The sequence below is a fragment of the Paenibacillus sp. 1SOY10 genome, assembly GCF_056836745.1.
Window position 1 is genome coordinate 100,433 of record NZ_JBXENK010000002.1, and the last position, 20,665, is coordinate 121,097.

Here is a 20,665-nt window from a genome sequence, read left to right on the forward strand (position 1 = left end):
TTTCAGGAGGAATGATTCCTATGGATATTGAATGGATTTCTCGTTATGCGCCTTATCTTTTCTTTGATCAAAATGAACCCTTTTATCCTGTTCGTGTAGGTATTACGGTGCTGGAGGGAGCAGGCCCATCTCCTTCATCAAGAAGGGTATTCCCGTTCGATGAACCAGGGCTTAAGGCAATCATTGAGTATGCTATTTATTGGGATTACGATATCCAACACCTCTATGAACTTGAGCATGTCTGGGTCTATGTGGGAGCTGATGGAGAGGTGCTGGATTGTGAAGCGAGCTTTCATGGCCATTACTTTAAGGGGCTGTTGCCTGACCATAGCAATCTGATGGAGGGAACCCATATCCAATTATACTCGCAGCCAGGCAAGCATGCATTTATGCCGAGGTCAGATATGTTCTATCTTATTCCTGATTTGATGATCTGCACGGATCAGGAAGCAGGAAGGCAAGGGCTTATCGTCACCGGCCCGTTTCAAGGTGTGTACAGTACCGACGAGGAAACAGATCAATTAGTACGGCAATACTTGCAGCAATTCAGATTTAAGCCCTCCATGGAATTTGAAGAATACCGCATTGATCCCCTATTGTATGTGACTTGGTCAGAACTGCATAAGGAGGTTCCTGAGCGGATTCAGGCCAGATTGGCCGAAATCAGGCAACAGGACAAAGCGGAATGAAGATCAGCAGAGAGTGGAATAAGCGGATAGAGATATGGCTAAACGAGTTGCAGCAGGATATCCAGCATCCTATTGCAACTGTAGAGTGCAGTGGTTTCACGACAAAAGAGATGCTCACGCCGGAAGCCGCGGTACAACAACATTTTCAGCCGATGCCTCCGGGAACGCCTTGGGGGGGCAAGTGGGAGTATGGTTGGTTCCGTACTGAGATTACGCTTCCTCCGCAAGCCGAGGGACACCGCATCATCTTCAGTCCTGATGTAGGTGGAGAAATGCTGATTTGGGTGAACGGAAAGCTTGCCGGATCTCGCGATCTGGAGCATAAATACATCACTTTAACCCGCAGCGCCCAAGTGGGTGAACAGTTCGAGATTCTGATTGAAAGCTATGCGGGACACGGTCTAAGACTAGAGAATGGAGGGCCTTATCCTCCCGGCAGAATTCCGGTTCCAGAACCGCCTCCATTTCAATGTAAGGTAGGAGCGGCCGTGGTTGCGATCTGGAATGAGCCTGCGTACCAGCTTACTTTGGATGTCTACACGCTCAATAAATTAAGGCTGTCGCTGGAAGCCAAATCCTTACGTGCGCAAAAGGTGGCCGAGGGATTGAAGCAGTTTACCCAAATTGTAGATTTTGAGCAGCCTCCGGAACAAAGAATTGCAGGGTACATTCAAGCCAGAGAGCAATTGGCTCCTCTGCTGGCTGCTGTTAACGGAACTACGGCACCGCTCTTTACTGTGTTTGGACAATCTCATCTGGATTTGGCATGGAAATGGCCGTTTGCTGAGACGAAGCGAAAGTCGGCCCGCACACTTTCCTCGCAGCTTGCGCTGATGGACGAATATCCTGAATATCGTTTCTTTTTGTGTCAGGCTCCCATTCTGGAGAGCATTAAGGAGCATTACCCTGACGTATATGACCGGATCAAGGACAAAATAGCAAACGGTCAAGTCATTCCCGAAGGGGGTCTATACATTGAGTCAGATGCCAACATTCCGGGTGGAGAAAGCTTAATTCGGCAATTTACCTTCGGTAGGAAATGGTATGAGGAAGAGTGCGGGACTGAATCTGTCATGGCGTGGTTACCAGATACCTTTGGTTTTACAGCAGCTTTGCCTCAAATTATGGCTGGCTGCGGGATACGTTATTTTGCCACACAGAAGCTGCTGCGTTGTCCTCCGGAAAGCGATATGTTTCCTTACAATATTTTTATGTGGGAGGGGCATGACGGGACGGCGATCCTTTCTCACATGCTCAAGAAGAACAACTCGGGCATTGATCCCCAGCTTTTAATCCAACGTTGGGAGGAGGATCGTAACCAGCAAGAGAACATAGACACCTTTATGTTTCCTTATGGCTACGGCGATGGCGGAGGGGGACCCACTCGAGATATTTATGAGCTGTCAACTCGTGTTAAGGATTTGGAGGGAGCACCCCGAACAAGACTGGAGAGTCCCATCGACTTCTTTCAAGCGATCGAGCGGCGAGGGTTACCGCAAGAGCGTTACGTGGGTGAACTGTATCTTCAATGGCATCGAGGCACCTATACCTCTCTGGCCAAATTGAAAAAGGGAAATCGCAAATCTGAAGTGGCTTTGCGTGAAACAGAGCTGTGGGCTGCTCTTGCCTCAGCAAAACTCGGAACAAACTATCCCCATGACTCGTTGGATTTTCTATGGAAGAAGCTGCTGTTTAATCAGTTTCATGATATTTTGGCAGGCACATCGATTACCAGAGTCAACGAAGAGGCTGAGCAGGACTATGCTCTTATTCAAGCGGATACGGCCCGTCTGCTTCATCAAGCAACCTATTCCCTGGTTGGGCAGGCGATGAAAGGACCGGAACAGGAGGGTAAAACAGGCCTGGTTCTGTTCAACTCCTTATCCTGGCAGCGGCGTGTGCAGGTCCAGCTTCCAGAAGGAATGGCAGGAGTCGTCGATTGCGATGACAATAAGCTTCCTGTGCAAGTGCTGGAGGGAAAAAGCTATGTAGAGTTAGAGCTGCCGCCCTGCGGGTATCGCACGATATATCCTTATGAAGAGGCCGTTAGCGAAGTACAGACAGAGGCTCCTGCCTGCCGTGCTTATATGGAGAACGGTGGCGCCGTGCTGGAGAATGAGTCGCTTCGTGTGTTATTTAATGACTTGGGGCAGATTACCGAGATTGTGGATAAAGAAACGGGTATGCAGTATGCCGATGGGCTGTGCAATAATTTCAAAATGTATAAAGACGTAAATATGGAGTATGATGCCTGGGAGATCGGCACGATGTATGCTTCCATGCCTGTGGTGCTGGAGGACCGGGCGCAAGTGGACATTGTTAGTGATGGTGGGAGGTTGTTTGCTGCCATTTCTGTCACTCGAAAGCTTAATCAGTCACTTCTGCAGCAGACCATTTGGTTGGAGCAAGGTAGCCGACGGGTAGATTTCAAGACAGAGATTGATTGGCATGAGCAGCATAAGCTTCTAAAAGTCAATTTTCCAGTTCTGGTTCATGCGGAAGAGGCCCTCCATGAAATCCAGTTCGGTTACGTGAAACGTCCGACGCATCGGTCGCGTCAATATGATGCGGATCGGTTTGAAGTATGGCATCATAAATATGTAGCACTGGCGGAAGCAGGGCATGGATTTGCTGTATTAAATAATTGCAAGTACGGGAGCAGCGTAGAAGGGAACAGCATCAACCTGACTCTGCTTAAAGCCCCCGTGGTTCCTGATATGTATGCTGATCAAGGCAAGCATTCATTTACTTATTCTTTCTATGCTTATCGCGGGTCTTTCGCCGACAGCGGTACGACTCAACATGGATATGAGCTTAATTATCCGGTTCATGTACAACAAGGCTCGACTCCGGATCAAAGCTTATTCTCCATTTCCATGGATCATCGTGCGATGAACAGCAACCTCCACGATTTTCGGTATGGGAACATTATTATAGAGACCATCAAGCAAGCAGATGATCAAAGCGGAGATGTCATTATAAGAATGTATGAGTCCCAAAGTACGGCGACAAGATGTATCTTGCAAAGTCACGCCCCCGTTGCCGAAGCTTACCAGTCCGATATGAGGGAAGTGGCTCAAACAACCTTGTCTGTGCATGACCTGGGGATTCCACTGGAATTCAGACCTTTTGAGATCAAGACTGTCAGGCTTTCATTGAAATAGCAAATATTTTGTTGTTATAACGGAGGAGAGAGCTTTCAGCACGATATCGTGTCTGGGAGTTCTTTTCTTTACCGCCAAGTTTCATGTTTCCAGTTGACCATGCGGTCTTTTTTCTGTTAAGATACAGAACGAACGTTCAGTATAAAGTGAGGTGTTCCTATGAACAAGAAGCTGCAGCAAAGCTTGGAAACGAGAAGGCGAATCACGGAGGCAGCCAAAGAATTGATCTTCAAGAAAGGCTATAAGGCGACCTCGATCGAGGATATCGTAAAGGCTACGGGCAGCAGCAAGGGGAATATCTATTACCATTTTAAGAGCAAGGAAGGCCTGTTCCTGTATCTGATTGAGGAATGGGATGCGGATTGGGAGTATCGCTGGAAGGAGAAGGAGCATTTATATCCGACAGCGACCGATAAATTGTATGCAATGGCGGATCAAATGGCATTGGAGGATGTGGATCATCCGATGGCCAAGGCTATGGACGAGTTTGTAGGCGGCGATAATTTGTCCGAGGAGGTTCGGGCCAGACTGGCTGATATTTTTGCCAACCATTTTGCCTTTAACAAGGACCTGCTGGAACAAGGCATTGCTTCCGGGGAGTTTCAGGGGGATGCGGAGACATTATCTGTGCTGCTGGAAAGTCTGATGGTGGGTTTAAGTCAGATGACTCGTCTTGTCAAATTGGCAGAAGTACGGCGGTTATACCATGCATCAATTACGATTTTTCTGAACGGGATATCTTCTTAGATATTTTTTCTTTCGCTTAATACAGACCGAACGTTCAGTATATATAATAATGATAAAATTATTCTAATGTTATTTGGAGGAAATCATCATGTCTTTACTGCTACGCAATAACGGTGCTATTTTGCTGTTGATGCTCAATATTTTTCTTGTGTTTATGGGGATTGGACTTGTCATCCCAATTATGCCTACCTACATGACGGAACTGCATATCAGTGGCAGTATGGTAGGGATGCTGGTGGCGGCCTTTTCGCTGACTCAGCTATTATTTTCACCGTTTGCCGGCCGATTGTCGGATTCGCTCGGTCGGAAGAAGATTATTGTTGCCGGGATGCTGGTGTTCGGCTTATCGGAATGGATTTTCGGCGCGGCGAGCACGCCGTTGTTACTGTTTGCTGCCAGAATGCTTGGGGGTGTTGGCGCAGCCTTCATCATGCCAGCCGTCATGGCTTATGCAGCAGATGTAACCACTGGAGCAGAACGAGCTAAGGGCATGGGGCTAATTAATGCCGCTATTACAACCGGCTTTATTATCGGCCCTGGTATCGGCGGCTACATTGCCGAATTCGGAATACGTGTTCCGTTCTATGCGGCAGCCGTTGCCGGATTGGTGGCAGCAATTGTCACCAGCTTTATGCTACCAGAATCTCGTGGTGAGCAAAATAATCAAGAAGAAAGCAAACAGGGGACGAAACGAGTAGAAGAGAACTTGTTTGTACAATTGGCGCGTTCCTATCGCCAGCCTTATTTTGTCAGCTTGATTATTGTATTCGTGCTTTCATTCGGTTTGGCGAATTATGAGACGGTCTTTGGTCTCTTTGTAGATCACAAGTTTGGTTTTACGCCACGGGATATAGCCATGATTATTACCTTTGGCTCCATCTCGGGCGCAGTGGTGCAAGCCACAGTATTTGGCGCTATTCTTAATCGGTTTGGAGAGAAACGAGTCATCTCCATCACTTTGATATCAGCCGGCTTATGCATTTTGCTAACGTTGTTTGTTCATCGCTATTGGTTAATTTTCCTGATCACCTTTCTGGTGTTCCTGTCCATCGATATTTTGCGTCCTGCCGTGGGCACGCAGTTATCGAAGATGGCGGGAGATCAACAGGGTTATGTGGCCGGTTTGAACTCGGCTTATACAAGCTTGGGGAATATTGCCGGTCCGCTAGTAGCAGGATCCTTGTTTGATATGAATATTAACTATCCTTATATTTCGGCGGCGATCGTGCTGATTTTATGCTTTGTGCTGGCTCTAAGACCTAACAAGGCAACGCTCCAAGCTAGTTCGTCAGCACAGCAGGCCCGGCCCCACTCTTAAGGACAATATAATAGGCTGAGAAAAGTGAGAACAAAGCCCAAAAAGCCAACCTGGTCATGCTATACTGGATAGGAAAGAATAACCAGGGAGGTCAAGTCTATGAGAAAAGCGGCTTTGTTCTTCACTTTAATTATTGTACTGGTTACAGCAAGCATTCCCGCTGCGGCGCATCCTGGCCGCACTGATTCCAAGGGTGGACACACCTGCCGGACGAACTGCGAGAAATGGGGGCTCGAGTATGGAGAGTATCACTATCATAATGGAGGAAGCTCCAAATCCAAGAAGTCCTCGGACTCTGGCACCAAAAGCACACAAATCAAGGCTACCAAGACAACAAAACAAACGACCAAGAAGGCACCTGCTCCTTCCTATCAGAAATCAAGTCTGACGCTCAAAGTTAACGGCGAGGTAGTAGCTCTCAGCAGTAGTCCGATCTTTGTGCAGAATACAAATCTGGTTCCTCTCCGCGAATTGGCCGAGAGCTTGGGGGCGGCAACTTCATGGGATGCCGATACTCAAACGATTCGGATCGTGAAGGGGGAACAAGAGATTACCTTAACCATCGGCAGCTCCAAAATTTTCTATAATGGGTTGGCTGAGACACTAAGTGCTGCACCGAAGGTACTCAATGGCATAACCTATGTTCCGGCCCAGGCGGTTGCCAGAGGACTGGGTGCCAGTCTCATTTATGACAAGGCAACGGATACGTTAAGCATTACCAGCGAATAAAGTTAATGAATAGAGCAACCCCCTTCACAGGTTCAGAGGAGCCTGCGAAGGGGGTTATTTTGTAATGTTTAATGATGTTTTTATGTGCGAACGTAGCGAAGGGTTGGCTTAAACTAATCCCTTGTCCATAGCCTTGCAAATCAGGGCAGCGAACAAGCTGTTAGACCAAGCGAACCATTCCCGTGAGAAGTCAGCCGGATTATCGGGATGGAAGCCTTCATGCATGTAGCCGGTATCGGCGTCCGTTGCGATAAGTGTATCAATTAACTCTTTGATTTCAGGATCGTTATTGGAGGTCAGAGCTTGCATGGACAGGGCCATATGCCATACATAACCGCCTGGTGTATGCGGGCTGCCGATCCCCTTGGCAAATTCACCTTCGAAATAGAAGGGGTTATCGAAGCTCAAGGCAAAGCGGCGGGTATTCTGATAGATGGGATCATCGGCCGAGACGTAGCCCAGATAAGGGATGGACATCAAGCCTGGAGTTCCAGCATCGTCCATCAGGCAATAGTTGCCGAAGCCGTCCGTTTCGTAAGCGTAAATCTTGCCGTATGTCGGGTGATTTACGATGCCGTAGGCGCGAATGCCGTAATCAATTTCCTTCCGCAGCTTCTCGGCACGCTCGGCTAGACGCTCATCCTTGTACACTTCCTTGGCAATATCGCGGATATGCCCGAGGATGACCACGGCAAACATATTCGCCGGAATGTTATAGCCGAACAGGCAGGCATCATCGCTGGAACGGAAGCCGGACCAGGTCATGCCCGTATAATTGACCGGAAGTCCCATACCGTCATTTTGCAGGGTTTCTGTCTCCTGATGGGTTTGACGCACGAAGCGGTAAGGGGATTGCTCCATATGACGTTGCTCTGTTTTTAGGACCTGAACGATGCGGCTCAATGCTTGATAGCTGGCTTCATCGAAGATGGTCTCGTTGCCAGTCTCACGCCAGAAGGAGTACGCAAGCTGTACGGGAAAACACAAGGAATCGAGTTCGTATTTGCGCTCCCACATCCAAGGATTCAAATCGCATTCATCGGTGTCGCGGTAATGCTTGTCATTGGCCGTTTCATTAAATGCGTTGGTGTAAGGGTCAATGTTGATATAGAACATCTGGCGTTTTACCAGCCCGCCGATAATGCGCTGCAGTTCCTCATCCCCTTTGGCAAATGGGATATAGTGGCGTACCTGTTCTACTGAATCGCGTAGCCACATTGCGGGGATATCCCCGGTAAAAACAAAGGTTGTACCATCGTCCAGCAGCTTGGTGGTTGTCTCCAGCGTATTAGGGAAGCAATTGCGGAACAATTGCTTTAATTTGGGATGATTGGCCAGCCGTACGTCGGCTTCGTCCAGGAATCGTTCGATGGATGCAGGTAGTTTCATGATCAGTTCCTCCTAGTAATGTGTAATGTGAGTTATGAATGAGTAGTGGTAGAGTCGATAGGAAATGCCACAGTAACGATTTTTGCCTTGCCCACCTCTAGCTGCAGGGTGTCTTCCTGTAATTCCAATTTGTCATGACGACGCTCCAGAATATCACTGTGATAAGCAGCAGTGAACGGAACAAGGGGCTTAATGCCAAGCTTAACGGCCTTGCCGTCCAGATTGTACCAGCGAAGCACAACATCATTTTGTGCAGACAGCTTGCAGGTCGACCAGGCCAGACCTAGCCCGTCCCAGGTGAACGGGCTATATGTCGTCGGCAGATGTCCTTCCTTGAGCTCATGCTGGATATGGAACCATGGAATCTGGAACGCATAAGCTTCGGCAAAAGCTTGCGATTGGATCGCATCCCCGCGATGAGGGAATATCGCATATTCCACCGTGTGCTCGCCAAGGCATTGCGCTTCTGGGGTAGGGAATACTCCCCAATCTCCCAACTCGCCAACCGAGCGAAGCAGCGTGATAGCGATCGTGTTGCTTCCATCCCGCAATACTTCGTATTCGTTCAAGCCTTTATTAGCTACGGTCAAACCTAATTGGCTGTCCGACACGCTGACGAAGGCTTGTTGGTGCTGGGCATTGCTTGGGTTCGTCCACTCCGGCGCAGGCGTGATGTCGCGCTTCGCAACTTCAAAGATAGAATCTGCCAAATGCTGTTCTGCGTGCAGACCTGTCGGGAACAACACACGCAAGCGGTGGTCCTTCGCCTGATTATCAAACGACGTAGAGATGAGCAGACCTTGGCCCGATTTCTCCAAGCTCACACGTGTAGTCAGGCGGAAGGGTAGCATTTGTGGGCTTCTTCCGGCTTTACGCAACCGGAATTGGATCATTTTGCGCTGCTCTTCTTGCAGTCGCTCGTCTGCGGCTGCAGGGATGGCCCATTCATGGACTATTTCATAAGTCACACGATAAGCTTCCTTCTCTACACATGTGATGGTTGCAGGAATTCCTCGCGTCGTCAAGGCGATATCGCCTTCCGGCTGCCGGAACATATACTCGTTGCCGATATCTCCGCAGTCTTCAAAAATCCCTAGCTTATGAAAGGTGTGACCGGTTTGACGGTCCGTCAAATCGTAAGACCCGTCCTCATGGAAATAAACGCTTAGAAATTCATTAGCCATGCCGTTACTGGTCACGACTAATGGCGATGAATCCGGAAGAATGGTCGATTTGGCGGTCTGCGCATGCCAGGCAAACGTACGGAAGCCTAGTGCGGGAACAGCAGATGCTTCAAAGGTAAGGCGGATCTTGCGGGCCATGTAAGGCTGCCGGAAGCGGTCCTTCGGCAACTCGTAGCCGAAGTGAGTCCCGAGGTCGTCCACACGAACGGACAAGGCATGACCCTGGTCATCCAGCAGGCTTCCTTCTTGCAGGTCCAAGGGCAGCTTGTCCAACTCTGCTGCAATCGCAGCTGGGTTAGGACCTTCCTTGAAGTAGCGCTTCGCGACAATCAATTCTACACTGATCGTTCCACTGCGCGCCCAACCTGAGGTGTTAAACACCGTGAACGGAATGGCTTCCTTATCCCAAGCTTCAACGTCAAGCGTGCCAATATTCCCGGCAATGGCCTTCAGACTCTCCTGAATCACCGCTTCTGCCATATGCTTACTCTTGTCGAACCGGGTGACCATTTCACGATGCACTTCATCCACGCTGCAACCACAGATGCTGTCATGCGGATGATTCTGCATCAATGTCTTCCAGGCATAAGTCAACGGCTGGTGAGGATAGGTGGCCGCTCCAGTGATGGAAGCCAGGGTGGCGAGCGGCTCAGCCCCCTTCTCCAGCAAGGTTTGTCCATATTGATTCATCTGCTTCAAATAAATTCGCGCAGAGGCCGTGTTAACCAGTGTTCCCCAGCCGTCTGCATGTTGGCTGCGGAGCTCTCCGCTTACGGTGGCAAGCTGCTCCGGAAGCTGATGCTTCACAGCTTCAATATATTCATCGAAGCTGGAGTGTTTGAAGTCTACGTCGGGGAATAACTGCTTCGCTAGTTCTAATCCATCTGGCAAATCCGTTTGTACCGGCTGATGATCACATCCGTTCATGAACAACAACTCTGGCGTTGAGGCATATTTCTTAGCATCCTCCAGCTTCTTGTTCCAATAACGGGTCGCCTCCTCAGCGTCCACCGGTACTTCATTCCCGTTGCTGTACCAGTTGGCGAACAACAAGCTCAGCACGGCGGAGCCATCGGGGGATTCCCAGTACATTTCTGAGAACGGAGACTCAAACTCAGAACCAGAGAAGTCCTCGACCTTATTATCGAAGCCAGTAGGCTTCACTCCTCGCCCGAATGCTGCAACCTCAATATCAGCCTGCTTCAGCATTTGAGGGGCTTGGCCCATATTACCGAAGGAATCCGGGAAGTAGCCCAGTTTGCATACGGTTCCAAATTGCTCTGCGTCTTGATGTCCAATCAGCAGATTGCGAACATTGGCCTCCGAACTGGTGAGGAATTCATCCTGCAGCACATACCAAGGGCCAACGCTGATGCGTCCCTCACGGATGTATTTGTGCAGCAGTTCCTTCTTTTCCGGATGAACCTGAAGATAATCCTCCAATATAATGGTTTGTCCATCCAGATGAAAATGGCGATAGCGGTCATCTTGCTCCAGCGTCTGAAGCAACGTGTCCATTAACTCGGTCAATAGATAATGATGATATTCATAGGGCATATACCATTCCCGATCCCAATGCGAATGGGAAATCAGGTGGGCGGTTGTCCGCGCCATATCAATCCCTCCTAATTCATTTGTAAACCCAACAAACGAAAATACGTGGATTTATGTCAAGACACATTCGTATGCAGATTTACACACCCTTGAATAAATCACAATATGTATCATTTGCATACGCATTCATGAATGCATGTTTGACACATTTCGCTGCTTGGGAAGGCAGATGTTAACGTAATGTAAAAACAAAAAAACCTTGATATGAAAGGGTTTAAGGGCATTGCTGACATGACAATTCAGAATCCACATATTTACGGTGTCAGATCTGATTCCCTACAATTTGAATTGTAAGCGTTAGCAATTGCGGCCCAACCAAACAGAGAAAAAGGGAGGGCGAAAGCAGACGTGAACAAGCTGGATAAAGAGAAAGGAGAGAATACGATATGAAGAAAAGCGGCCGGACAGTATCCGGCATCACCCGGAACGCAACCGGCGAATCCTCCCTCGGCCGTAAAATGCTGAAGAACTGGGAGTTGTACTTATTCGTAACCCCGGCGGTTCTGTACTTCTTGATCTTCCATTATGGTCCGATGTACGGAATTCAAATCGCGTTCAAAAATTTTACGCCGGTTAAAGGAATCACAGGCAGCCCATGGGTCGGATTCGATCATTTCTTGCGGTTTTTTGATTCCTATTATTTCTGGGACCTACTGTGGAATACCCTGAGCCTTAGCTTCTACGAACTGGCCATTGGCTTCCCGCTCCCGATTATTCTGGCCCTAGCTTTCAACGAGATCAGGAACGGAGCGTTCAAGAAGACCGTGCAGACGGTCACTTATGCCCCCCACTTTATCTCGATGGTGGTTATGGCGGGGATGATTATTACGTTCCTGTCGCCTTCATCCGGTATGATTGTGCGCATGATTGAATTCTTTGGCATTGAAGCCCCAACATTTCTGACAGACCCGCGCTGGTTCAAGACTGTATATGTATTGTCTGGCGTGTGGCAGAGCACAGGATGGGGCACCATCATCTATCTTGCAGCTTTGGCGGGGGTTGACCCTCAACTCCATGAAGCGGCGATTATGGACGGTGCCAGCCGCTTTAAACGTGTGCTGAACATTAACTTGCCGACCATTATTCCCACGATTACCATTTTGCTGATTCTGAATATGGGGAATATCCTGGGCGTCGGCTATGAGAAAGTATTGCTGCTACAAAATCCGCTGAATATGGAGTCTTCAGACGTCATTTCAACCTTTGTATACCGCTCCGGTTTGGTCAGCGCTCAATATAGCTTCTCCACCGCCGTCGGTTTGTTTAATTCCATCGTTAATGCGCTCTTGCTGATTACCGTCAACAAGGTTGCCAAGCGAACGAGCGAAACCAGCCTATGGTAGAGAAAGGAGGACAAGGCTATGGTTACAACAATCAAAGAATCCAAAACGGATAAATTGTTCCTAATTTTAAATTATGTGTATCTGATCGTCGCCTTGATTGTGGTGCTGTATCCACTTATTTATATCATTAGCGCTTCGGTCAGTAGTCCCAAATATGTCAGTTCGGGGGAGATGTGGTTGTTCCCCAAAGGAATTACCTTTGATGGATACAAGCTGGTATTCGACAATCCAAAGATTTGGATCGGTTACCGCAATACCATCTTCTACACCTTGATCGGAACCGTGCTGAATCTGGTAGTTACTCTGCCGGCTGCGTACGCCTTAAGTCGTTCTGACTTCGTGGGTCGGGGCCTGATCATGGGGATGTTCCTGGTCACTATGTTCTTCAGTGGAGGACTTATCCCTACTTACTTGATGGTCAAGAACCTGGGGTTGATCAATTCAATTGGTGCCTTGATTTTGCCAGTATCAGCATCGGTGTGGAATATCATCGTGGCCAGGACGTTCTTCCATTCGACCATTCCTAAGGAATTGCAAGAAGCCGCACATGTGGATGGATGTACGAATATGAGATTATTCATGCGCATTGTGCTGCCGCTGTCGTCTCCGATTATCGCGGTTATGGCGCTATTCTATGGGGTCAGTCATTGGAACAGTTATTTCCCCGCCTTGATCTATCTGAACGATGAGATGAAATATCCGCTGCAAATGGTATTACGTCAAATTCTGGTACTTCAGGAGATGTCCGCAGAGACGACGGGAGCCGCCATCAGTGGCGATATTGCCGAGTCCATGGCTAATAAAGCTGAAATTGCCTCATTGGTCAAATATGCGGTGATTATTGTCTCTACTTTACCGGTGGTTGCTGTTTATCCATTCTTACAACGTTATTTTGTGCAAGGGGTCATGATTGGATCGGTTAAGGGTTAAGCCCTAAGTCGAATCGCTCGTGATTTGAAAATGACTTTTTGAACTACCCGAACTGCCTTTTATAGTAAAAGTCATGTGGTTTCGTGATAATAACGAGGGCTGGTCCTTCGCTTATTATATAATCAACATAAGTTTAAAAGGGAGGTTTACTAATGCAGGGAAGTAAAAAAGGATGGGTCCTGCTTCTACTCACCGCTATGGTTGTCACATTGTTGTCCGGTTGCGGAGGCTCTGGCAACACTCAAAAGAACGGGGCTAGCGGGAATACGGAGACAAATGTGGTTAGCAAGGATGGGTTCCCAATCGTTGAGGAGCAGATCACGTTAACCATGATGGCACCGGATGTAGGCTTGCAGAACTGGAATGAAATGCCTGTACTGAAGGACATGGAGAAACTGACCAACATCAAATTTGTATTCAATAATGCACCGAAGGACAGCTTTGAAACCAAGAAAAACCTCGTATTTGCCAGTGGAGAGTACCCGGACGTATTTTATGCGGCTGGTCTGACTCCGGCTGAGCAAATGAACTATGGGGAACAAGGCATCTTAATTCCATTGGAAGATCTGATTGAAAATTATGCGCCTAACTTCAAGAAGGTGCTTGAAGAGAACCCGGATGTACGGAAGTCGATTACGGCTCCAGACGGACATATCTACTCGTTGCCGGTAATTGAATTCAACCAACCGTGGTACCGTAACCCAATGTGGTATAACGGTGACTTCCTGGAGAAGCTCAATATGGGTAAGCTTCCGGAAACCACGGAAGAGCTTTACACTTATCTGAAACGCGTAAAAGAAGAAGATCCAAATGGCAACGGCAAGGCCGATGAAATTCCATTGTCTTCAGCCTCCACGCCGAGTCTTCGGGATATCCGTACTTGGCTGTTAGGAGCATTCGGTATCTATGAAGAGGAAATTTATGTGGATGACCAGGATGTGGTTCATTACACCCCTATGGAAGAAGGGTATAAACAATACCTGGTCTTCTTGAATCGTCTATGGGCAGAAGACCTGCTGGATCATGAATCCTTCTCGCAAACGGCCGAACAGAAAAAGGCGAAAGCTCAAAACAACCAGGTTGGCCTTTTCTCCGAATGGAATGCTTACATGACACTTGGAGGCGAGCCAAGCAAGGATGATCCAATGTTTGCACCAATCATCAGCGATATGGTGGACAAGCCAGCTATCGCCAAGAATAAAGGAATAACAACAGGTGCATTTGCTATTAGCGTTACCAATCCTGCTCCAGAAGCCTCCATGCGTTGGGTAGACTACCTGTACTCCTATGAAGGTGCGATGGTATTTAACAAAGGACCTGAGGGTGTGTTATGGGAGTACACTGACAAGGAAAACCGGGTTAAGAAAAATCTAGATCCGCCAAATGGTATGGACCCTGGTGAATATCGTGCCACGCTGACTCCGAACTATGGAATTCCAGCACCAACGATTTCCTTCGATGATATCTTCAAAGGCTTGAAGACTGACTTTGAGGTATGGGTGGACAGCGAATCCAAGACGAAATTGCTGGATCGCGGCGCAAGAATTCCGTTCCCAACCTTATTCCTGACTCCTGAGCAGCAAGCCGAAGTAACAACACTGACTTCCGACCTGAATACTTATGTTCGTCAAATGGAAGCCAAGTTTGTTACCGGCGCTGAGCCGATGAGCAACTGGGATAACTATGTGGCGACCGTCAAGAAAATGGGCGGGGATCGTATGCAACAAATTTATCAAGACGCCTACGATCAATGGAAGAGCAATTAAGCGAATAGTGTAAGGCCTGCCGGCCCTCTGAGACTTGATCTCTGGGGGCTGGCTTCCCTTCGGAGAAGCAGCGGATGGGGTTTGGGTTTATACAGACTATCAAGTGGAGAGCAGGAGGCAGAAGAGATGAAAATTACAAGACATCCGGAGAACCCTATTGTAGTACCTGGTGGATATGAGTGGAGAATGGTCACTGTATTTAACCCGGCGGTGATTCTGGATAATGATAAGTTCTACATGATCGAGCGGACAGCGGGCTCATTGACCCCTTGCAAGAACTATCTGGGCCTGCTGGAGAGCGAGGACGGAGTGCATTTCACGCATGTGAAGGACGAGCCGATCGTAACCCCAGATATGCTGGGCTTCCCGTACGGAAGCGTACAGGACCCGCGTATCGTCAAGATTGACGATACGTATTACCTGAACTACGCGCTGCGTCCTTGCGCGATGAGCTACTACCCGACCGGCCGGGGCGTACCGGAACGTTCGATTCCGGAATACCCGGATGGCTGGGGAGAAGAGGAAGGGCACTGGCTGACCCGTTCGTCAATCCTGTCCTCGAAGAACCTGCTCGATTGGGAATTCGTTGCAGATACGACCCCGCTGGACATTAACGACCGGGACAACATCTTGTTCCCGGAGAAGATCAACGGGAAGTTCGTGCTGCTGCGCCGTCCGGAGGAATACATCGGCGAGGAGTACGGTACGGAGAAGGCGGCGATGTGGATCACGTACTCGGAGGATCTGATTCACTGGGAAGAGCCGAAGCTGCTGGCGAAGGCGGAGAATATGACGTGGGAATCGCGGAAGATCGGAGGATCAACCCCGCCGATCAAGACGGACCGGGGTTGGCTGGTCTTGTACCACGGGGTGGATGATGAGATCGTGTACCGGGTAGGTGCGCTGCTGCTGGATTTGGAGAATCCGGAGAAGGTGATTGCGCGGACGCATAACTTCATCATGGAGCCAGAGACGTATTATGAGAAGTTCGGCTATCAAATTCCCAACGTGGTATTCCCGACCGGGAATGTGGTGAAGGACGGCCTGCTCTACATCTACTACGGGGTGACCGATACCGCGATTGCGCTGGCCACCGTGCCAGTAGAAGAATTGGTCGATCATATTTTGCAGCAAGATAGCTAGGAAGGATATAAAGTAGGGTAAGGAAATAAAGACGTCCCCAGGCTGGCTATAAAGTCAGCTTGGGGACGTCATTTATTTAGCTATTATTCGCAGGCCCCTTGGCAGCATGTTCCCGGCGGTATTGACCTGGCGTAAGCCCGGTTTCCTTCTTGAATTTGCGGATAAAGTTCGGCGCGTCCAAATAACCCACCTGTTCCACAATTTCTTTGAGTGGGGCCGGGGTGTTAACGAGCAGTCGAATGGCTTCCTGCATACGACATTGCCAGATATATTGCGAGAAATTAAGACCTGTCTTCTCCTTGAAGCAACGACTCAGATAAGATGTAGAAATCGAATATCTGAGGGCAACGTGCTCCAAACTGAGGGTGTAATCGGCAAATTGCTGATCTACATAATCTACGATATCATCCATTAACGAATGTTGCCCGGTTTCGGCATTGCGTTCTACCTGCAAACAGATTTGAGAAGCGAGTGAACCAAGTTTAGCCTCAAGCTCCTCCAATGATTCAAACGAGGTCAAGCTGGATAAATTCAGGAACACCTCGTTCATCCCCAGTTCAGAAGCCGTACGCAGCAGTGAATTCAATAAATCAAAGCAAATGCAGCGCAGCAGGGAAACAGAGAGCGGCTCAACCTTTAACTCATCTATAATAGCGGCGATCATTTGATTGGCTACCAGTTCATTCCCTTGCTTCAGTCCTTGCTCCAACTTCAAGATCGTTTTGCGTGGAAGCCAAAACGTCTCTGCTGAAGGAACCGCCAGCTCGGCAATTTGCTCGAAATAAGTCACACGTCCATTGCTGCCCACCATGCGGTATTCCAAGGCAGCCGAAGCTTCAATAAAGGACTGGTTCAAGTCGGCGGGGCTCTCATACAAGGTGCCTACTCCGAAATACGGAACGACCCGAGAGTTATCAATAACCAGTACCTTGATCGCTTCAATTATCGTAAGAACCCGTTCCTCCGCTTCGGCTTTGCTCTCAGCAGACAACGATACAACTAAGGCAAACTGCTCTGCTGGCGAGAACTCCAGCCCGTAGATATGGGTATTCATTTCCGCCAGTTCAAATTCACTAAGCATCTCTTGCAGGTTCTGCTGCTCTTCCCAGGTTTTATCCCCCTCTCCCGTTTCATCCCATGCCAATATGACAGAGAAATAATAGCCGTGACCTTGCGGTAGCATTAGACCAGAACCCTCCATCATTTGGGCGATTTCCGGGTCGTCTGGTTTGCCATGTTTCAGTAGAAGCATCAAACATTGATTCCGAACGTAGGGCTGCTGGATGTCAATTCTTGCGCTGTAATCGTGCAGGGTTTGCCGGATCCACTCCCATTCATTACGAATTTTGTTACTATCAGGCGAACTGGTCTTCAGCTTGGCGAACTCCATCAAATCCTTGATGGGATGATATTGCCGTCTGGCCAGCAGCATGGCTGCGACAATACCTGTCAAGACGGCAATGCCAAAGACAATAACTACGAGTTCCTGGATGTGAGCCACGCGACCAAAAAATTGATAGCTTGGCATCGTGGTCACATAGGTCCAGCCGTTATATTGGGATTTGACCACCACCACTGAATATTTCTCGCCATTCATAGAAAGGCTGTGGATACCTGGCTCCAGCGAAGGCAATGCCATCAAATCAGGCTCCGGCAGGCTTGAGCCATGGTTATTAATAGTTAACGCTTTTCCCTTCTGATCAAAGATATAGCTACTGCCCGCGAAGTCATTCAATATCGAATCCATGACCCCCGTGAGTTTGGATTCCTTCATTAAATAGACGACTGTTCCATACGGATATGGATCATTAGGCTTGATTGGAACAAGAAAGGTCAACATTGGATCGCTACGGGAGTAGACACTCACTTTCTCCGCTGGTCGCATCATAGGCTGCTTCAACTCGTTTAAATCCTGGAGCAGCATTTCATTGGACCAATTTTCAAATTTGTACATGCGCTCGAAGACGACATCCACGTAGGTTAGCCCTGTAGAAGAATAAATGATCGTGTCCTTGTGGAGATACAGGAACAGATCCTCCAAAATGCTACTGTTCGCTTTGTAGCTGGCCAATGCTCGAATGGCATCGCCGCTGTATAAGGGGTGACGCAGCATATATGGCGTCAAACGTTCGTCATAAGAAATTTTAGTGGCTATTTCTTGCAGTTCACTCATCCGTTCGTCAATGGTTGTTTTGACCTGACTGAGCTGATTGACATTGGCTTGTTCGATTTCGGTCTGCAAGCTCTTGACGGCGCTTTCATAAACGAGTGCTGTGACCAGTGTGAGCGGAACAAGAAACATTAAAATATAGGATATTGTATACTTGAGCAATAGCTTGGATTTGAAATGGCTCCAGCTTGCCGGAATACGAGATATTAAGTTAGACGGGGCGGCTGTTTTCCGCACGAAGCATCTCCTCCAAACTTTACCAATCATTATAACGTTATATTTATTATGCATTAAATTTGCGTTTAAAGGAAGAACCACGCTAAAAATAGTAGGCTAAGGAGAGACATTTCCGAGGTATGAGTAGTTTTTTCGTTCAAAATAATATAGAATTAAAATCGCTCAAAATTTGTCAGTAAGTGGACTAAGGTGGTTAAGGCTATGAAACATATATATCTGGACCATGCAGCATCTACGCCGATTCATCCGGATGTGGTGCAGACGATGATGCATGTGATGGGCAATCAATACGGAAATGCTTCGAGTGTTCATTATTTCGGGCGAGAGGCCAAACGTCTGGTTAACGGGGCGCGTGATGCCATTACCAAACGCATCGGTTGCCGTGCGGATGAATTAGTGTTTACCAGCGGAGGAACGGAGAGTGACAATCTTGCGCTATTCGGAGCCGCCGAGGCTCGCAAGACCCGCGGACGACATATTGTCACCACAGCTATAGAGCATCATGCGGTGCTTCATACTTGTGAGCGTTTGGAACAGAAGGGCTTCGAGGTGACCTACTTGCCAGTGGATTCTATGGGAAGAGTCAACCCTTCGCAGTTGGCAGAGGCGATTCGTCCTGATACCATTCTGGTCAGCATTATGTATGGTAATAATGAAGTGGGAACACTACAGCCCATTATGGAAATTGGGGAGATAACCCGGGAACGGGGAATTTTGTTCCATGTGGATGCTGTGCAGGTACTTGGCTCCATCCCGATATCCTGCCGGGATCTCCCAGTGGATCTCATGAGCTTCTCGGCCCATAAAATAAATGGTCCGCAAGGCGTTGGAGCTCTTTATGTACGCAAGGATGTATTACTGGACCCGATTCAGTATGGGGGACTTCAGGAGAGAAAGCGGCGTGCGGGAACGGAGAACATGGCCGGGATTGCCGGCTTTGCCAAGGCGGTAGAACTGGCGGTGGAAGAGCGGGTTGCCCGCAACGCTCATGAGAGCATGCTGATTGCGGCATTGCTGGAGGGTTTGGGAGAACGATTGACCAGCGAGGACTTCCATGTGAACGGTCATCCGGCCGAGCGGTTGCCGCATATTGTTAATATCAGCTTTCCGGAAGTGGATTCGGAGACGATGCTGATGAATCTGGACATGGAGGGAATTGCCGCTTCTAGCGGCTCAGCGTGTACCTCAGGGTCCCTTGAGCCTTCTCATGTACTGGAAGCTATGCAGCTTCCGACAACTTTTTTGCGTTCAGCGATTCGATTTAGTGTAGGAATGGGTAATACTAGGAAAGAAATTGATGATGTTACCCAAAAAATTGGAACCATCCTGGAACGTCTCCGTAGAAGGAAATAATGGGCAGCTTTTATCGGGATTACGACGATTTTGAGGAAGGAGGGTATGCAAGTTGCCTGCGCGTCAACTATTTGCCCAGCGGGGAGTGTCCTTATCGCCATGAGAATGCAGGAAATGATCGGCCTGGCTGTCTTTGATGTAGATCAAGGCAAACAGGTGGGGAAAGTGATCGATATGATGCTGAATAATGATTGGTCGATTGCAGGCATTCAGTTAGAGAATCGCCTGCGGTGGAGTTCCTCCGTCAAGGTGGTGCTCTGGGAAGACATTGTCGCTTATGGGGAAGATGCGATTATGATTCGTAATCAACAGGCCATCCGCAAGTGGAAGGCTGAGAATATACAGAATACCTTCTTGACGGGAACTGTCAAGTTGAAGGAATTACCCGTTCTGACTGAGGACGGAATTCAGTTAGGTTTTATGACGGATGTTTATTTTGAGCATGAATTGGGAAACACAATTACTGGAATTGAAATTAGTGACGGGTTTTTCACCGATTTGCTGGAAGGGCGCAAATTATTGCCTTTCACACCGGAAATGACCCGCGGGGAGAGTGCGATCATGGTCCCCGCTAGCAGCGACGAACTGCTTGAAAAACCATGAATTCTGTTGATGGATAGGTGATAAATGGATGATGAAATGTCCGAATTGCAGCTCCAAGGATATTGGGAAGATTGGTTCCCATCAATTTTACTGCTGGGGTTGCTTTATTGAATTGACGGTAAACGGAGATAAAATGTCCGTCTACCAAGTTGAAGAGGACGGTACGCTCAGTTCCCTGGACGATCTGTTCTTCGGTGAGGAAATGGTGCAGGATTTCCCGCAAATGCATGCTTCCTCATAAATATTAAGTCGTGCTGAGCTACTTTTATAAGGTATTCATGACGTC

Annotated in this window: 15 protein-coding genes; 12 read left to right on the forward strand and 3 right to left on the reverse strand. The window is 48.4% G+C overall.

The window, feature by feature from the left end:
* Positions 1 to 20 precede the first annotated feature (20 nt).
* The 5 genes from AC1VOR_RS06395 to AC1VOR_RS06415 all read left to right on the forward strand — a co-directional run bounded on the left by AC1VOR_RS06395 (position 21) and on the right by AC1VOR_RS06415 (position 6,647).
* Positions 21 to 689, forward strand: a complete 669-nt coding sequence (locus AC1VOR_RS06395; RefSeq protein ID WP_482616596.1) for a hypothetical protein — start codon at positions 21 to 23, stop codon at positions 687 to 689.
* Positions 686 to 3,853, forward strand: coding sequence for an alpha-mannosidase (locus AC1VOR_RS06400; protein ID WP_482616597.1), 3,168 nt, complete (start codon positions 686 to 688; stop codon positions 3,851 to 3,853). Before AC1VOR_RS06395 ends, AC1VOR_RS06400 begins: the two co-directional genes overlap by 4 nt.
* 159 nt (positions 3,854 to 4,012) lie before the next feature.
* The gene (locus AC1VOR_RS06405) at positions 4,013 to 4,600 is read left to right on the forward strand and encodes a TetR/AcrR family transcriptional regulator (RefSeq protein ID WP_482616601.1); all 588 of its coding nucleotides are present in this window, start codon (positions 4,013 to 4,015) and stop codon (positions 4,598 to 4,600) included.
* 88 nt (positions 4,601 to 4,688) lie between these two features.
* The gene (locus tag AC1VOR_RS06410) at positions 4,689 to 5,918 is read left to right on the forward strand and encodes an MFS transporter (protein WP_482616603.1); all 1,230 of its coding nucleotides are present in this window, start codon (positions 4,689 to 4,691) and stop codon (positions 5,916 to 5,918) included.
* A 99-nt stretch (positions 5,919 to 6,017) separates the two neighbouring features.
* A complete protein-coding gene (locus tag AC1VOR_RS06415; protein WP_482616606.1) occupies positions 6,018 to 6,647 on the forward strand; it encodes a stalk domain-containing protein in 630 nt (209 codons plus the stop codon).
* 108 nt (positions 6,648 to 6,755) lie between these two features.
* On the opposite strand, the gene AC1VOR_RS06420 is transcribed toward AC1VOR_RS06415, so the two are convergent.
* Together AC1VOR_RS06420 and AC1VOR_RS06425 are read right to left on the reverse strand one after the other, a co-directional pair.
* On the reverse strand, positions 6,756 to 8,036 hold the full coding sequence (locus tag AC1VOR_RS06420) for a glycoside hydrolase family 125 protein (RefSeq protein ID WP_482616609.1): 1,281 nt from the start codon (positions 8,034 to 8,036) through the stop codon (positions 6,756 to 6,758).
* A 32-nt stretch (positions 8,037 to 8,068) separates the two neighbouring features.
* On the reverse strand, positions 8,069 to 10,834 hold the full coding sequence (locus AC1VOR_RS06425; RefSeq protein WP_482616611.1) for an alpha-mannosidase: 2,766 nt from the start codon (positions 10,832 to 10,834) through the stop codon (positions 8,069 to 8,071).
* 386 nt (positions 10,835 to 11,220) lie between these two features.
* On the opposite strand from AC1VOR_RS06425, the gene AC1VOR_RS06430 reads away from it, so the two are divergent.
* From AC1VOR_RS06430 to AC1VOR_RS06445, 4 genes are all read left to right on the forward strand, one after another.
* Positions 11,221 to 12,177: an ABC transporter permease gene (locus AC1VOR_RS06430; protein WP_482616612.1), complete on the forward strand. Its 957-nt coding sequence runs from the start codon at positions 11,221 to 11,223 to the stop codon at positions 12,175 to 12,177.
* 18 nt (positions 12,178 to 12,195) lie between these two features.
* Entirely contained in the window at positions 12,196 to 13,107 is a 912-nt protein-coding gene (locus AC1VOR_RS06435) for a carbohydrate ABC transporter permease (RefSeq protein ID WP_482616614.1), read from the forward strand.
* A 152-nt stretch (positions 13,108 to 13,259) separates the two neighbouring features.
* Positions 13,260 to 14,873 carry a type 2 periplasmic-binding domain-containing protein gene (locus AC1VOR_RS06440; RefSeq protein WP_482616616.1) on the forward strand — a complete coding sequence of 538 codons (1,614 nt, stop codon included), beginning with the start codon at positions 13,260 to 13,262 and terminating at the stop codon, positions 14,871 to 14,873.
* 126 nt (positions 14,874 to 14,999) lie between these two features.
* Positions 15,000 to 16,016 (forward strand): glycoside hydrolase family 130 protein, encoded by a 1,017-nt coding sequence (locus AC1VOR_RS06445; protein ID WP_482616618.1) that lies wholly within the window; start codon positions 15,000 to 15,002, stop codon positions 16,014 to 16,016.
* 76 nt (positions 16,017 to 16,092) lie between these two features.
* Here the strand turns inward: AC1VOR_RS06445 and AC1VOR_RS06450 are convergent, their stop codons facing one another.
* Positions 16,093 to 18,423: an AraC family transcriptional regulator gene (locus tag AC1VOR_RS06450; protein WP_482616620.1), complete on the reverse strand. Its 2,331-nt coding sequence runs from the start codon at positions 18,421 to 18,423 to the stop codon at positions 16,093 to 16,095.
* A gap of 201 nt (positions 18,424 to 18,624) precedes the next feature.
* Here AC1VOR_RS06450 and AC1VOR_RS06455 point away from each other — a divergent pair, with 201 nt between their 5' ends.
* The 3 genes from AC1VOR_RS06455 to AC1VOR_RS06465 all read left to right on the forward strand — a co-directional run bounded on the left by AC1VOR_RS06455 (position 18,625) and on the right by AC1VOR_RS06465 (position 20,620).
* A complete protein-coding gene (locus AC1VOR_RS06455; protein ID WP_482616621.1) occupies positions 18,625 to 19,776 on the forward strand; it encodes a cysteine desulfurase family protein in 1,152 nt (383 codons plus the stop codon).
* 99 nt (positions 19,777 to 19,875) lie between these two features.
* The gene (locus tag AC1VOR_RS06460; RefSeq protein ID WP_482616623.1) at positions 19,876 to 20,379 is read left to right on the forward strand and encodes a PRC-barrel domain-containing protein; all 504 of its coding nucleotides are present in this window, start codon (positions 19,876 to 19,878) and stop codon (positions 20,377 to 20,379) included.
* Positions 20,380 to 20,410: 31 nt separating this feature from the next.
* Positions 20,411 to 20,620: a hypothetical protein gene (locus AC1VOR_RS06465; RefSeq protein ID WP_082673179.1), complete on the forward strand. Its 210-nt coding sequence runs from the start codon at positions 20,411 to 20,413 to the stop codon at positions 20,618 to 20,620.
* The last annotated feature ends 45 nt before the right edge of the window (positions 20,621 to 20,665 follow it).

Bases quoted from the DNA above. Each gene is read 5' to 3' on its own strand.
- AC1VOR_RS06410 (WP_482616603.1), top strand. From the start codon at position 4,689: ATGTCTTTACTGCTACGCAATAACGGTGCTATTTTGCTGTTGATGCTC.
- AC1VOR_RS06430 (WP_482616612.1), top strand. From the start codon at position 11,221: ATGAAGAAAAGCGGCCGGACAGTATCCGGCATCACCCGGAACGCAACC.
- AC1VOR_RS06400 (WP_482616597.1), top strand. From the start codon at position 686: ATGAAGATCAGCAGAGAGTGGAATAAGCGGATAGAGATATGGCTAAAC.
- AC1VOR_RS06440 (WP_482616616.1), top strand. From the start codon at position 13,260: ATGCAGGGAAGTAAAAAAGGATGGGTCCTGCTTCTACTCACCGCTATG.
- AC1VOR_RS06395 (WP_482616596.1), top strand. From the start codon at position 21: ATGGATATTGAATGGATTTCTCGTTATGCGCCTTATCTTTTCTTTGAT.
- AC1VOR_RS06425 (WP_482616611.1), bottom strand. From the start codon at position 10,834: ATGGCGCGGACAACCGCCCACCTGATTTCCCATTCGCATTGGGATCGG.
- AC1VOR_RS06415 (WP_482616606.1), top strand. From the start codon at position 6,018: ATGAGAAAAGCGGCTTTGTTCTTCACTTTAATTATTGTACTGGTTACA.
- AC1VOR_RS06405 (WP_482616601.1), top strand. From the start codon at position 4,013: ATGAACAAGAAGCTGCAGCAAAGCTTGGAAACGAGAAGGCGAATCACG.
- AC1VOR_RS06420 (WP_482616609.1), bottom strand. From the start codon at position 8,036: ATGAAACTACCTGCATCCATCGAACGATTCCTGGACGAAGCCGACGTA.
- AC1VOR_RS06435 (WP_482616614.1), top strand. From the start codon at position 12,196: ATGGTTACAACAATCAAAGAATCCAAAACGGATAAATTGTTCCTAATT.
- AC1VOR_RS06455 (WP_482616621.1), top strand. From the start codon at position 18,625: ATGAAACATATATATCTGGACCATGCAGCATCTACGCCGATTCATCCG.
- AC1VOR_RS06445 (WP_482616618.1), top strand. From the start codon at position 15,000: ATGAAAATTACAAGACATCCGGAGAACCCTATTGTAGTACCTGGTGGA.
- AC1VOR_RS06460 (WP_482616623.1), top strand. From the start codon at position 19,876: ATGAGAATGCAGGAAATGATCGGCCTGGCTGTCTTTGATGTAGATCAA.
- AC1VOR_RS06465 (WP_082673179.1), top strand. From the start codon at position 20,411: ATGAAATGTCCGAATTGCAGCTCCAAGGATATTGGGAAGATTGGTTCC.